Origin of the sequence: Colwellia sp. KU-HH00111, from assembly GCF_040362745.1 — a bacterium.
Classification (GTDB): domain Bacteria; phylum Pseudomonadota; class Gammaproteobacteria; order Enterobacterales; family Alteromonadaceae; genus Colwellia.
The window spans coordinates 1-13,877 of sequence record NZ_BAABWO010000006.1; the positions used below are offsets into that span (position 1 = coordinate 1).

At 38.5% G+C, this 13,877-nt stretch carries 12 protein-coding genes; 7 read left to right on the forward strand and 5 right to left on the reverse strand.

Annotated elements, in window-relative coordinates:
- Positions 1-27: 27 nt before the first annotated feature.
- Positions 28-573 carry a hypothetical protein gene (locus tag ABXG98_RS11815; RefSeq protein ID WP_353538894.1) on the reverse strand — a complete coding sequence of 182 codons (546 nt, stop codon included), beginning with the start codon at positions 571-573 and terminating at the stop codon, positions 28-30.
- Between the two features lie 508 nt (positions 574-1,081).
- The gene (locus tag ABXG98_RS11820; RefSeq protein WP_353538895.1) at positions 1,082-1,354 is read right to left on the reverse strand and encodes a hypothetical protein; all 273 of its coding nucleotides are present in this window, start codon (positions 1,352-1,354) and stop codon (positions 1,082-1,084) included.
- A 258-nt stretch (positions 1,355-1,612) separates the two neighbouring features.
- On the opposite strand from ABXG98_RS11820, the gene ABXG98_RS11825 reads away from it, so the two are divergent.
- Positions 1,613-2,578 carry an integron integrase gene (locus tag ABXG98_RS11825; protein WP_353538896.1) on the forward strand — a complete coding sequence of 322 codons (966 nt, stop codon included), beginning with the start codon at positions 1,613-1,615 and terminating at the stop codon, positions 2,576-2,578.
- Between the two features lie 589 nt (positions 2,579-3,167).
- On the opposite strand, the gene ABXG98_RS11830 is transcribed toward ABXG98_RS11825, so the two are convergent.
- Positions 3,168-5,648 (reverse strand): S9 family peptidase, encoded by a 2,481-nt coding sequence (locus ABXG98_RS11830; RefSeq protein WP_353538897.1) that lies wholly within the window; start codon positions 5,646-5,648, stop codon positions 3,168-3,170.
- A gap of 273 nt (positions 5,649-5,921) precedes the next feature.
- Between ABXG98_RS11830 and ABXG98_RS11835 the strand changes: the two genes are divergently transcribed.
- Complete coding sequence (locus ABXG98_RS11835; protein WP_353538898.1) at positions 5,922-6,470, forward strand: YchJ family protein; 549 nt, start codon at positions 5,922-5,924, stop codon at positions 6,468-6,470.
- A gap of 27 nt (positions 6,471-6,497) precedes the next feature.
- Here the strand turns inward: ABXG98_RS11835 and ABXG98_RS11840 are convergent, their stop codons facing one another.
- Entirely contained in the window at positions 6,498-7,094 is a 597-nt protein-coding gene (locus ABXG98_RS11840) for a VC2046/SO_2500 family protein (protein ID WP_353538899.1), read from the reverse strand.
- Between the two features lie 264 nt (positions 7,095-7,358).
- Here ABXG98_RS11840 and xthA point away from each other — a divergent pair, with 264 nt between their 5' ends.
- Positions 7,359-8,168 carry an exodeoxyribonuclease III gene (gene xthA / locus ABXG98_RS11845; protein WP_353538900.1) on the forward strand — a complete coding sequence of 270 codons (810 nt, stop codon included), beginning with the start codon at positions 7,359-7,361 and terminating at the stop codon, positions 8,166-8,168.
- 15 nt (positions 8,169-8,183) lie between these two features.
- Positions 8,184-8,996: a 23S rRNA (guanine(745)-N(1))-methyltransferase gene (rlmA, locus tag ABXG98_RS11850; protein WP_353538901.1), complete on the forward strand. Its 813-nt coding sequence runs from the start codon at positions 8,184-8,186 to the stop codon at positions 8,994-8,996.
- A gap of 8 nt (positions 8,997-9,004) precedes the next feature.
- Here rlmA and yfbV read toward each other — a convergent pair whose 3' ends face one another.
- Positions 9,005-9,472 (reverse strand): terminus macrodomain insulation protein YfbV, encoded by a 468-nt coding sequence (gene yfbV, locus ABXG98_RS11855; protein WP_353538902.1) that lies wholly within the window; start codon positions 9,470-9,472, stop codon positions 9,005-9,007.
- Between the two features lie 167 nt (positions 9,473-9,639).
- Between yfbV and ABXG98_RS11860 the strand changes: the two genes are divergently transcribed.
- From ABXG98_RS11860 to ABXG98_RS11870, 3 genes are all read left to right on the forward strand, one after another.
- Complete coding sequence (locus ABXG98_RS11860; RefSeq protein WP_353538903.1) at positions 9,640-10,893, forward strand: acetate/propionate family kinase; 1,254 nt, start codon at positions 9,640-9,642, stop codon at positions 10,891-10,893.
- 162 nt (positions 10,894-11,055) lie between these two features.
- Positions 11,056-13,161 carry a phosphate acetyltransferase gene (gene pta / locus ABXG98_RS11865; RefSeq protein WP_353539167.1) on the forward strand — a complete coding sequence of 702 codons (2,106 nt, stop codon included), beginning with the start codon at positions 11,056-11,058 and terminating at the stop codon, positions 13,159-13,161.
- 300 nt (positions 13,162-13,461) lie between these two features.
- Entirely contained in the window at positions 13,462-13,842 is a 381-nt protein-coding gene (locus tag ABXG98_RS11870; RefSeq protein WP_353538904.1) for an ACT domain-containing protein, read from the forward strand.
- Positions 13,843-13,877: the final 35 nt, after the last annotated feature.

The following is a 13,877-nucleotide window of genomic DNA, read 5'->3' on the forward strand; positions in this document are numbered from 1 at the left end:
TGTCCTTTTAAACGACTTGTTATGTATTTACTGGCGGAAGTATTCCTTTAACTTCATTTTTGTTATTTTGGGTGGTTGTTCAACGTCGAAAAATTCAATATGCGTTATGATACTATCTCCTGCGCAACCGTCCTCAAATTGCTCATTTAAAATAAGATTGTTATTATGATTTACCTTAATCCAACTAGAGAACCAACCACCGCAATGACCATAAAGGTTATTTGGATTGCCGGATATTATGCCGAACGAAATAATTAACTCATTTTTCCCGATTTTACAACTTCTCTCAATAACATCAGTCGACTCAACCCATGCTTGCCAATAACCTTTTTCATCAGTTTGTTTTATAGTACGCATGTCACGTAATTTCCAAGCTGTAGGTGTAGGTCCCTTTGTTTCCGCTCTTAATTTATTCCATTTTGGCTTAAAGTCGTCTGCCAGCCGATAAAAATTAATACTAATATTTTTATTATCATAATCGCATAGTAATTGCACATAAGGCTCTGTTGATGAAAAACAATTAAAAGATATTAGGAGAATAAATCCTATTAGTGATTTTAGTACTATGTCCATTTTTCACCTGATACATAACGCCCAAATAATGGGCTAAGTAATGTTGGCTAAAATAGTGAGGAACGAACGGTAGCCAACTGTTACGTGTCCCTGTTAATTTGCTTGTTAGTTGCGTTGTTTATTGAACACACAAAACTAACAAAAACTTACCATGTTTAAGAAATGGTAGGAAGAGCTAAAAGCCCCCGCCGCAATACACACCAAAACGTAAACTTTGAGCCTTAAAAACTAAAGCTACTTTGATAACTTAAACGTGTAAGGCGAAAACTGATTGGCAAAAAGGAAGTGAAGATTGAAAGGCACTTCCATTGCCAAACCAAAGAATTGAACCAAGCGCAAAAGCTTATGTTATGCACTAAACGACAAATAATTTTACTCGAATTAGTGCGGGCAACTAACGCCCCACTAAGGGGCTAAAAATTGTTGGCTATAATATTGAGCGGAGCGAAAAAAGCCAACTGTTTTTAGTCCCGCTTGAGTGGCTTGTTAGCAGTACATTACCACTTAACTATTTGCTTTTGCTATTTTTTTGAGACTCTCTTTCACTTGCAATTAAATTATCGTAGTTGATTAAGGCGTAAACAAAGCCACAAAGAATTATAGAAGGAATTACAACTAGTGAAATCTCAGCAAAGCGCCAAAGAATAACACCAATGGGATCTTCTCCGGGCGATAACAAAATTTTGATACCAGCAATAGCAAAGATTAAGAATAAAATACCTTTAGATATGTCTAGTGCCCATAGAAGGGAAAACTTAGTTTTAGATGAACTCGTATCCATGATTTATTCTCGAAACTTTTCAGTACTGCTAACAGCTTATTAGAAGGATGAACTTCATGTTTAAACATGAAGTTCATCCTTCTTTCATAAATTTTTAAAAATCTACGATACGCTAATTACCTCATTTCATCAATAACTTAATGCAAAAGCTTTCAACTGGTTGATGAGTGAAAGGTTGGTTAAATCCTTTTTTCATGCAAAATATATAATTTACGGCTATACTGTTGTTATATACAGCGTACAAAAAAGGAATTTACAATGGGATCTATTTTTTTAACCTATGTAACGGAGCAAATGCGTACAAAGCGATACGCTAAACGAACAATACAAAGTTATGTTTATTGGATTAAAGGGTTTATTAACTTTAATAACAAAAAACACCCTGCTGATTGTCATGATAATGAAGTTGAATATTTTCTGTCTTTTTTAACCAATCAACTAAACGTAGCACCTAAAACACAAGCCCTTGCTTTAAACGCGTTAGTTTTTCTCTATCGAGAAATAATTAAAAAGCCGTTAACACTCAACTTAAACTTTACTAAAAGTAAAGCTCAGCCTCAATTACCCACGGTGCTAACAACGACTGAAATAGCTAAGTTATTAAATAATATCAGTGCAAATCATGCGCTGCCATGCAAACTAATGTACGGTAGTGGTTTACGCTTGATGGAAGCCGTACGGTTGCGTATTCAAGACATTGATTTTGATTATCTTTCGGTAATGATCTGGCATGGTAAAGGCGGTAAGCACCGCCGAGTGACATTAGCTAAAGAACTGGTAGCACCTTTAAAACAACAAATTTCAGCAACCAAATTACTGTATCAACAAGATATCAGAAATGGATATTATTCTGGTGTTTGGATGCCCCATGCATTGAATCGTAAGTACCCTTTTGCGGCTATGGAATTTGGTTGGCATTATTTATTTGGTGCTAATAGGTTGAGTCATGATCCTGAGTCGAATAAGTTACGCAGGCACCATATCGATGAAACAGGCTTACGAAAGCATGTAAAACAAGCCGCTGTAGCGTCTGATATTGACAAACGGGTCACTTGCCATACCTTGCGTCATTCATTTGCTACACATTTATTACAACGTGGGGCTGATATTCGGACGGTGCAAGAGCAATTAGGCCACAGTGATTTACGTACAACCCAAATTTATACCCATGTACTTGAGCATGGGGCAAATGGCGTACGAAGCCCGTTGTCTGATTTAATGTGAGCTAGGTTTTGGTTTGTCTAATCCAAACCTTGGTACTTTTTGGTGTTTTCTTTGTCAGAATGAATTCTAACCTACCTTGTTGAGTTGGTTACTTGTGACAGGATAAATACTGACCTTGGTGTTTTTTGGTGCTTTCTTTGTCAGAATGAATTCTAACCTACCTTGTTGAGTTGGTTACTTGTGACAGGATAAATACTGACCTTGGTGTTTTTTGGTGCTTTCTTTGTCAGAATAAATGCTAACCTACCTTGTTGAGTTGGTTACTTGTGACAGGATAAATACTGACCTTGGTGTTGTTTGATGTTCGCTTTGTCAGAATGAATGCTAACCTACCTTGTTGAGTTGGTTACTTGTGACAGGATAAATACTGACCTTGGTGTTGTTTGATGTTCGCTTTGTCAGAATAAATGCTAACCTACCTTATTGAGTTGGTTACTTGTGACAGGATAAATACTGACCTTGGTGTTGTTTGATGTTCGCTTTGTCAGAATAAATGCTAACCTACCTTGTTGAGTTGGTTACTTGTGTCAGAATAAAGCTGCCATCCTTGGCTTTTATACTTTAAAAATACTCTGGGATTAATGCTTGGTTATAAGGTGCTTTCAAACAGTTCATAAATACGACGATATTCATTTAACCATGAACTAGGTTGTACAAAACCATGAGGTTCAACTGGGTAAATAGCCGTTTCAAAGTCTTGCTTTTCTAACTCAATTAAACGCTGTACTAAGCGAACTGTGTCTTCAAAAAACACATTATCATCAACCATTGGTGCATTAATCAATAACGGTTTAGCTAAACCTTCAGCAAAATATATAGGTGAGCTGCGCTCATAGGCTATAGCATCATCTTCTGGGGTATTTAAGATATTTGAAGTATAACCATGGTTATAATACGCCCAATCTGACACCAAACGGATTGCTGATCCAGATTCAAACAAGTCAGGTTCAGTGAACATTGACATCAAGGTTAAAAAACCGCCATAAGAGCCGCCATAGGTACCAATGCGCTTAGGATCAACATTAGCATTTTCAACAATCCAATTGACGCCATCACGCATATCTTCCACTTCAACCTTACCCATATGACGGTAAATGCTAGTTCGCCAGTCACGGCCATAGCCTGCTGATGCTCGATAATCCATATCAATAACAACATAACCTTGTTGTACTAACATCGAATGGAACATAAACTCGCGGAAGTAACCCGACCAACCAAGATGTGAGTTTTGTAAATAACCTGCACCATGGGTAAACATAACGGCACGATTTTTTTCAGTTGCTTGTCCATAATTTGTTGGTAAGTATACGCGTGAGTAAATTGGCGCTTTTTGGTTACTTGAAGGAATAGCAACAATACTTGGCGCTGCCCATGGCATAGATTTAAACTGCTCGGTCACTGTATGGGTTATCTGTTTAGCTTGCTTATCAGCGCTTAATGGCTGTACATATAATTCCGGCGGCATGGTTAAACTAGAATGCTCAATCAGTAGTTTTGACTCATCAGGGCTGAGGGCGTAATCATTCATCCCCCCTAAATCGGTTAATGCGGTAACTGTCTTAGCTAAATCCACCTGGTAAATCTCATAAATGCCAGGGTGTTTGATATTGGCTTTGAAAATAAATCGTTGCTGATCTTGCGTTAATGTCACATTACTCACTTCAAATTTACCCGAAGTAAGCTGTTGAGCTTTATTGCTGTTCAACGGTTTATGATACAAGTGCGCATAACCACTTTCTTCAGACAAATAATACAGCGCATCATTACCTACCCAGTCAAATTCATTGAATGAGTAGTTAACCCATGCATCATCATGAAGTTGATGTTGAGTGGTCAGAGTGTTTTTAGCAAAATCTACCGTTGTTAACCATCGAGTTTTATTATCCCAAGCCTCTAACATCAGAGCAACTTGGCTGCCATTTTCATTCCACTTCACCGGGAACCACATTTGCATCAAATGAATGTTACGTGCTTGTTTTTTGCTTTGGTAAGTTTTGCCCGCACGCGCATAGTTTTCTTGCTTCACTTTGGCTAATACGTCGGTGTCATAATTTGGCAAGGATTGAAATTTTAATTCAGACTTTTCCCCTTTATTCAAATCAATAATAAAAAGTGTTTCTTGATATTGACGGTTGTTGGCCACACGAGCACGCACTTTTTCAGCCGCTATCACCCCATCGTTAGTCACATAATTTGGCATAATATCACTGTCATCTCGGCTCGACTTGGCCTCAGTAATACTCACTAAAAGTTTGTCGCCCGCTGGTGACAGGCTAGCATGGCTAACACGGTTGCCTTGTCCAAAATAATATTTTGTTTCGGTGATGGTGTGATTTTGTTTTGCTAATTGTAGTTGTTGCTGCTCAGTAAGCTTACTATTACGATGTTGCAAAGCAATATAACTAATCAGCTTGTGCTGCTCTTTAGCTAAATAACTGCTAGGAGCTTTTACCGCTTTTGGCTTGTCTGTCATTTGTAAGTTGGCTAACTCTACCACTTGTCCACTGGTTAAATTGTGAGCGTAAAAAATATCACCGATACGGTATGCAATATTGCCATTGGTTAAAAACATAGCATTACGCTCATGTGCTGAGGTATGGGTGATTTGTGTTACTGATTGACTGACGACGTTTTTGACAAATACATTACCTTCAAAACTGTAAACTTCTAGGCTGCCATTGGCATTTTTTTTCGCATTGTTATCAGCAACAATATGATGTTGAGATAAATTAACTTGTTGAGCTGCTTTATCTGTGGCTAAGTGCTTAACAAATAGATCTCTTAGCGGGTTACCTAACTGCTTTTGTTTATAAAAAACAGTATTGCTATCATCACCCCAGTACCAAGACTCTGGCGCACGACCAAACCAGTCTGGATCAGCCATAATTTGCTCTAAAGTGATGATGTTATTATTGAGCACTAGCGATTCAGTTTGATCTGAAGGGGCTAAAGTTGCACTGGGCGTTAGTGTTTCAACTGAGGTATTGTTAGTATTTTTTGTTGGATTATCAGTGCTAACACATGCAACTAAAGAAACACTCAACACCGCGGCTATTAATGTTAATTTCATATATATAGAGTCTCTAATCTAAGGAGAATAATTAAGTAATGGATTGTATTTATTTATTTAAGTAAGCCTAGTTATACTGATCTACGTTAAAATGTTCAACATAACCAACGCAATAGCTTATGTGAATAACAAGTAAAAGTGTAAGGGAAAACTACCAAATGCCTGTTTCTTGCGATAAGTGTGATAAAATTGTCGGTACAAGTGCTAATTACCCATACAAAAAACCAAACAGCGCTATACGATAAAATAAAATACAGAAAGTAAATTTAACTTATGCTTGTAAATCAACAATGTTTTTGTGGCAGTGGCAAACGCTTTTTGGCTTGCTGCCAACCGTTTATTGCCCAAAGCGCTCAACCAAATACTGCTGAGCAACTAATGCGCTCACGTTTTAGTGCTTACGCCATTGGTAATAGCCAATATATTTATGATACTTACGCTAATAGTAGCCAAGCAGCACAATCGGTATCAGAAATAGAGCAATGGGGCAAAGCCTGCATTTGGCTTGCGCTTGAAATTCATGAAACTCATGGCAACACAAGTGATAATGACATATCAGCTGAGCAATTTGTCGAATTTTCAGCATATTATATTTCTGATAATACCTTGTGCGAGCTAAGAGAAAACTCACGTTTTATCCTAGAGCCAGCAAGGGTTGATGATCATAATCAAGTACAACAGTGGCGTTATATTGATGGTGAAATTAGTCAACATTGTGAACTTTCAACAGTAAAACGCAAAGACCTATGCCCTTGTAACTATTACCCTACTGCTTGGTCTGCTAAAAAAGGTAAAAAGTTTAAACAATGTTGTGGGCAATAGCGTGATAACACAGTTTTCCAAGCTACATTATGCAGCGACAACATCGACCAAAGATGATTTTACTATAGAGGTTTGAACAGCTTTAAGCCAGCTATCAACCTGCATAGTTAGCGGCTTATTAATAACTGAATTGGTTTGTTGCTGAGCATGCTTTTTTTGACAAACTAATGTGGTGTTGGTTAACACATCATTATTCACATGCTTATCATCATCTCTAAAGGCTAATGGTTTGGGATATAAAGCATTACGTAATTTCAGCGTTGCTAATTGCTGATCAGCTACCAGTTGCCCTTGATTAAATGCATTAATTTGTTCAACGCTTTTTAATGCTAGCGGCGCTTCTGCGGGTAATTCAAAATATTTACGCAATACTTGATTGGTTTGTGGAGGGCTATCAGTAGCCGTGCCATCTATGGCTGAGGTATGAGGTAAAACAAATTGACTATGCTCTCTAACATCATCACAAAGCATTGCTAGCATTAATGCAAAATCAGAGCGCCTAGCCTGATGGACACATTCATTTAACCGCTCACCTAATTGTAACTCGTGCAACAAAGGCGCTGAGTTAACCGCTTGCGAATTAGGTGAATTATTAAGTGTTTGGTCTACCACATCAACAGTCAAAAGCTTTCTCTTATTTACCGGTTTACCACATATAAATGTAGCGCTAGTAAAAAGGTTATCGACCATGGATATTAAAACTTAATTACTTTTTGTTAAAAAAATTATTTAATACAAACACCTCTCTTAATATTCTGCTCTGTGTCATATAGTGATATCATCATTTCCAGAAAAGTTGGTCGTCAAATCCACCCGATACCAACACCAATCATACGCCAATAAACATAGCAATAGCACCGGCTTATTTGAACAGGAACAAGCTTACTTATGAAAATTATCTCTTTTAATATCAATGGACTTCGTGCCAGACTTCACCAATTACAAGCGATTACTGATAAACACCAACCTGATATTATTGGCTTACAAGAAATTAAAGTACACGATGAAGTGTTTCCCCTAGAAGCAGTTGAAGCTATGGGCTATCACGTGTATTTTCATGGGCAAAAAGCGCATTACGGTGTCGCGATGCTATGCAAAAAAGCAGCGATTAAAGTACAAAAAGGCTTTCCAACTGATGACGAAGAAGCACAGCGTCGTATGATCATGGTTGAAACGACCAATGCCAAAGGTGAAAAAGTAACCATTTTAAATGGTTACTTTCCGCAAGGTGAAAATATTAACCATGAAACAAAGTATCCTTATAAGCGTAAATTTTATCAAGATTTAATGACTTACTTAACTACGCATCATAACAAAGATGAACAAATCATTGTTATGGGCGATATCAATATCTCCCCTCTTGATCTCGATATCGGTATTGGCGAAGTCAACCGCAAACGTTGGCTAAAAACAGGTAAATGCTCTTTCCAACTAGAAGAGCGCGAGTGGCTTGCCACCCTCATGGATTGGGGCTTTACCGACACATTTAGACAACTTCACCCTGAACGTAGCGAGCGCTATTCTTGGTTTGATTATCGTTCACGTGGATTTGATGATAATCGCGGTTTACGTATCGATGTTATTTTAGCGACTCAAGCTTTGAGTGCGCAATGTGTTGAATCTGATATTGATTATGAAATGCGAGGCATAGAAAAACCTTCTGATCACGCGCCTATTTGGTCAACGTTCGAACCTTAACAACCCAGGATTATTATGACTACCCCAGCGCACTATCTTTGCCCGCTTTGTCAACAAGCACTTCATTTTACCGATAAAAGCTATCGATGTGAAAACAATCATAGCTTCGATCAGGCAAAACAAGGTTATGTTAATTTACTACCGGTGCAATTTAAGCATTCTAAAGCGCCCGGAGATAACAAAGACATGGTTATTGCTAGGCGCGCTTTTCTTGATAAGGGCTTTTATCAGCCTTTAGTTGATAGCATGCTGGCACTTTACCAAGCATATGCTGAGCCAACCGGTGCAGTATTAGACGCTGGCTGTGGGGAAGGTTTTTATACTCATCAACATAAAACACAATTAAATCAGGTCTATGGTGTTGATATTGCGAAAGAAACCATAAAAATAGCCGCTAGACGATATCAACAATGCCATTTTAGTGTAGGCACCTTGTCGAAACTTAGCTTTGCCAACAATTATTTTACCTGGATTACCTCAGTTTACGCACCTATATTAGAAACAGAGTTCTCAAGGTTGTTAACAACTAATGGCTACTTATTAACGGTGACCCCAGCCGAACAACATTTATTTGAATTAAAATCACTCATCTACCGTAAAGCCAACAAACATGACATTAATAAAGCCCCTATTAAACAGCTAACATTAGTTGAAGAGCAGAAACTCACCTATCCGATGCATTTTGATAACAGTGACGATGTGTTAAATTTACTCGCCATGACCCCATTTGCTTTTAAAGCATCAACTGAGTTAATAGCGCAAATAAAAAGCCTAAACAATTTTACTTGTCAGGCCGACTTTATTTTGCGCTTATATCAGAAAAAATAAAACTGAAGCTAGTTTCTAGATGCAAAGGTCAACTGAAGCAACTGGGCTAAATCGATGTATTTAGGTTTAGACAAACTTAATTCATTAAACTTACTGTGATTACCCTGCTCTTTCACTTTCTCTATTCCTGAGCGATACCATGAAGCAAGTGAAGGTGGCAAAAACTTGTCGGCTTTAACACCTAATACCACTAAAGCTTGCACCGGAATAGATAATATAAACAACCCATAAACTAACGCTTGAGGCAAGGCATTGATAGCATTGTTCACACTGCCAGATCCGGTAAAGTACCCTGACGCAAAGTAAAGCTGCATGATAAAAGTAAATAATGCCAATGCAGGGAAATACCGGCAAACAAAACGAGCACTTTGCACAGCGGAATAATCAGCGAAGTATTTGGCTAACTCGGCCTTTTCTGGCCAAAGTTTACAATATCGCTGACCCAGTTTGATAAGGTCTACTACAGATAAGTTCATAAGTTAACTATAGCATTAAACTTTAGTTTGCAAAAGTTAGTGAAAAATAAGTTTGTAATCAATTATTACTCCATTGCTTTATTGATTTTATTGGCATGTATCAACCTTTTATTCTAATCAAAGGTTATAATCGCTCCAGCATTTAACTTATCAATCATTTTCTAATTATGAACAAACCTCTTTTGTCTTCTGAACAATCCGTGGATACTGCCATACTCGTTATTAATTGTGGTAGCTCATCGGTAAAATTTTCATTAATTCAACCAGAAACAGGCCATAGCCTACTGTCAGGGCTTGCTGAGTGTTTAACAACTCCGCAGGCAAGTATTAAAATTAAGCACAAGCTAACGCCAAGTGAAAACGAGCAGAGTGAAACAAGCCCTTTAGCACAGCCATATGATCACCAACAAGCATTAACAACACTTGTGAGCAAACTTCGCTCATTAAATCTGGTTGAAAATATTATTGCTGTCGGCCATCGCGTTGTGCACGGCGGAGAGAGCTATGCTCAACCTGTTTTAATTAATGATGATGTTAAAGCCACCATCAAGCAACTTGCAAAACTTGCCCCGCTGCATAATCCTGCTAATTTAATTGGTATTAATGCGTGCCAACAAGCATTTAAAGACTTACCGCAAATGGCTATTTTTGATACCGCTTTTCATCAAAGTATGCCAGAAAAGGCTTACCTATATGGCGTCCCTTTTTCGCTGTATCGTGAACATGGCATCAGACGTTACGGCTTTCATGGCACCAGTCATTTCTTTGTAGCCAACCAAGCAGCAAAATTAATGGGCAAATCATTAAGCCAATGTAATTTAATCAGCGCACACTTAGGTAATGGCTGCAGCGTAACGGCGATAAAAAATGGAGAAAGTGTTGATACTAGCTTAGGCATGACCCCACTTGAAGGTGTAATGATGGGAACCCGCAGTGGTGATATTGATGCTGGCATCGTTTTTCATCTTGTTGAACAACTAGGGTACAGCATCAATGAAGTAGATACCCTACTTAATAAGAAAAGTGGTCTACTTGGCGTGTCTCAACTCAGTAATGATTGTCGTACGTTAGAAGAGGCCATGCTAGACCCTAACCACCCGCAATCAGCCCAAGCAAAATTAGCACTTACCGTGTTCTGCTATCGTATAGCTAAGAGCATCGCGTCATTTAGTGCCAGCTTAACCACATTAGATGGATTAATTTTTACTGGCGGTATCGGTGAAAATTCTTCATGGGTGAGAACGCAAATTATAAAACAACTCAGTCTGTTAAACTTTAGCGTATGTGAACAGGCTAACCAAACAGCACGTTTTGGCACAAATGGAAATATTAGCACAGCTGATGCCAGACCCTGTTGGGTTATAGCCACCAATGAGGAATGGGTGATTGCTCAACAATCAGCACAACTGCTATCTAAATAAAACAAATAAAACAAATAAAATAGCAGCAACCAAAAAACTAACGTATTTAGAGAAAAAAAGATGTCAGAAATAAATCAAACTTCATCCACCTCCCCTCAGCAAGCTGTGGTGACTCCCGCTAAAAACAAAGGACAAATATCTAAAGGACAGTCTCATCGAATTATGCTCATTCCTGTAGGTTTTGGTGTAGGCTTAACCAGTGTTTCATTAGGCTTATTACATACCTGTGAACAAAAAGGCATTAAAGTGGGCCATTTCAAACCTATTAGCCAACCATCACGCAACTCAATTGCAAAGAAAGATAAAACTATAGATGCCATTAGTTTATCGCAAAACAGTCGTTGTATTTCCCTCAGCTATTTTGAAGAAAAAATGGCAAAAGGCCAAAGCGATGTAGTGTTAGAAGAAATTGTCGCGAATTTCAATGAATTCAATCAAGACCAAGATGTGGTAATTATTGAAGGACTTATTCCAACAACCAGACAGCCCTATGCCGGAAGGATCAACCGCGATGTTGCCCAAGCATTATGTGCTGAAATTGTGTTGGTTGCTGCACCGGGTAATGATTCAACCAAAACCTTTGAAGAGCGTCTTGAAGTCAGTGCAGAAACCTACGGTGGCACCAAAAACAAGCATTTACTTGGCTGCATTATTAATAAATTAAATGCCCCTGATCAAGATGAATTTGGCTTACTGCCCTACGAAGAAGAGATTAACGCCGATTTTGATATGGCACCTTGGAAAAATCTCGCCATTTTCAAAAATAAGGAATTTGACTTACTAGGGGCTATTCAATGGGACATAAATCTGATTGCTCCGCGCATTATGGATATCAGTGACTACCTTGAAGCCAAAATTATTAATAAAGGTGATATGGAACACAGACGCTTTCGCAGTGTTGCCTTTTGTGCACGAAGTGTGAGTAATTTAGTGAGTTATTTAGTGCCTGGTCGCTTAATTGTCACCCCTGGCGATCGTACTGATATCATTATTGCCACTTGCTTATCGGCATTAAACGGCACAAAACTCGGTGCATTAATTTTAACTAATGGTTATGAGCCATCTCCACAAGTATGGGAATTATGTCAACAAGCACTCGATGCAGGTTTACCGGTATTATCGGTACCATGGGATACATGGCAAACCTCACGCCATATAATGAGTTTTAATCCTGAAATTCCAAAAGACGATACTCAACGTCAAGAAAAAGTCAAACAACACATCGCTGATAACTTGTCTAAACCGTGGATTTCTCATCTTTCTGCAAAAGTTGAAGCAAACTATTTGTTGTCTCCACCGGCCTTTAGACACAAACTCACCGAGCTTGCTAGAGCCGCCAATAAACTTATTGTGTTGCCAGAGGGTACCGATGTTCGCACTATTAAAGCCGCGGCCATTTGCTGTGAACGTAATATTGCCCGTTGCCAACTGATTGGCGATAAAGAAGAGATTATCCGTATAGCTGAACAGCAAGGCATTGTTTTACCAAAAAATTTATTAATTACTGATCCTAACGATATACGTGACAATTACATTGGTCCTTTAGTAGATCTGAGAAAGAACAAAGGCTTAACCGACGTTATCGCCAAAGAAAATTTAAAAGACAATGTAGTTTTAGCCACCATGATGTTGCAAATGGGGCAAGTTGATGGTTTAGTTTCTGGCGCTGTTAACACCACTGCCAATACAATTAGACCTGCATTACAATTAATTAAGACCGCGCCGGGTAGCTCGTTAGTATCCTCTGTATTTTTTATGCTTTTGCCAGAGCAAGTGTTGGTTTATGGTGATTGTGCTATTAATCCAGAGCCAAACGCTGAGCAATTAGCTGATATTGCCATTCAGTCTGCTGATTCTGCTGCCGCTTTCGGTATTCCACCAAGAGTTGCGATGATCAGCTACAGCACCGGCAGCTCAGGCCATGGTGCTGATGTAGAAAAGGTAACTGAAGCGACCAAAATCGCTCAAACCAAGCGTCCTGATTTAATCATTGATGGGCCTTTGCAATATGATGCGGCCATTATGGAAAATGTTGCCAAGAAAAAGGCTCCCAATAGCCCTGTAGCAGGTAAAGCAACGGTATTTATCTTCCCGGACCTTAACACAGGTAATACTACCTATAAAGCAGTGCAGCGCTCTGCTGACTTAGTGAGTATTGGCCCAATGTTGCAAGGAATGAACAAACCGGTGAACGATTTATCAAGAGGGGCACTCGTTGATGATATTGTTTTCACTATTGCATTAACGGCTATTCAAGCAACGCAATAAACCTGTGCTTAATGTTTGATAGGGTAAATTTCAAACCAACCATTTTATTCATGTAAACCAATGCATTGCACTGGTATAATGTGATTACACACAATGATATCCACAGCTATTGTGGATATCATTGCATAACGTCTCAGGCGTTCGCTTATTGTATTCCCCCCAATGTAGCTGCAATCAATCCTAACTGTCACAGCAGTTATTCAGTATTAATAGCTTTGCTAGAGTTAAAAGCAAAAAATCGTTATAGTAGCGATTCAAATCAGTGTTATTAAACTGTTCGCAGATAATTCAAGGATAACCATGAAATTAACCCTAAAGCTATTAAATGAATGTTTTACTATTCATAGCTTACCTGAGCAAAGTGTTATTCCAACACAAGTGTTTAGCGCCCCCATATATTTTATTGCTAAAACCTTTGATGAAGTCTCAATTGTTTTACCGCAAAATATTAGTATCGAGAGTGATGATGCTGAACCCGATTGGCAGGCATTAGAAGTTGTTGGGCCATTAGATTTCACCTTAACGGGTATTTTATCGAGCATTTCAACGGTACTCGCCAATAAAAAAATCAGTATTTTTGCCATTTCTACTTTTGATACTGATTATATATTAGTTAAAAAAGAGACATTAGTGGCAGCGGTAGAAGCACTGGAAGCAAACGATTATCAGGTTATTCAATAATCTATCTCTCTAACTTATTATCATTGAAAAGAAAT

What these genes read in the sequence shown, in the direction of transcription:
- rlmA (WP_353538901.1), top strand. Translation starts at nt 8,184, where the DNA reads ATGACTACCCCAGCGCACTATCTTTGCCCGCTTTGTCAACAAGCACTT.
- xthA (WP_353538900.1), top strand. Translation starts at nt 7,359, where the DNA reads ATGAAAATTATCTCTTTTAATATCAATGGACTTCGTGCCAGACTTCAC.
- yfbV (WP_353538902.1), bottom strand. Translation starts at nt 9,472, where the DNA reads ATGAACTTATCTGTAGTAGACCTTATCAAACTGGGTCAGCGATATTGT.
- ABXG98_RS11820 (WP_353538895.1), bottom strand. Translation starts at nt 1,354, where the DNA reads ATGGATACGAGTTCATCTAAAACTAAGTTTTCCCTTCTATGGGCACTA.
- ABXG98_RS11815 (WP_353538894.1), bottom strand. Translation starts at nt 573, where the DNA reads ATGGACATAGTACTAAAATCACTAATAGGATTTATTCTCCTAATATCT.
- ABXG98_RS11870 (WP_353538904.1), top strand. Translation starts at nt 13,462, where the DNA reads ATGAAATTAACCCTAAAGCTATTAAATGAATGTTTTACTATTCATAGC.
- ABXG98_RS11830 (WP_353538897.1), bottom strand. Translation starts at nt 5,648, where the DNA reads ATGAAATTAACATTAATAGCCGCGGTGTTGAGTGTTTCTTTAGTTGCA.
- ABXG98_RS11835 (WP_353538898.1), top strand. Translation starts at nt 5,922, where the DNA reads ATGCTTGTAAATCAACAATGTTTTTGTGGCAGTGGCAAACGCTTTTTG.
- pta (WP_353539167.1), top strand. Translation starts at nt 11,056, where the DNA reads ATGCTCATTCCTGTAGGTTTTGGTGTAGGCTTAACCAGTGTTTCATTA.
- ABXG98_RS11825 (WP_353538896.1), top strand. Translation starts at nt 1,613, where the DNA reads ATGGGATCTATTTTTTTAACCTATGTAACGGAGCAAATGCGTACAAAG.
- ABXG98_RS11860 (WP_353538903.1), top strand. Translation starts at nt 9,640, where the DNA reads ATGAACAAACCTCTTTTGTCTTCTGAACAATCCGTGGATACTGCCATA.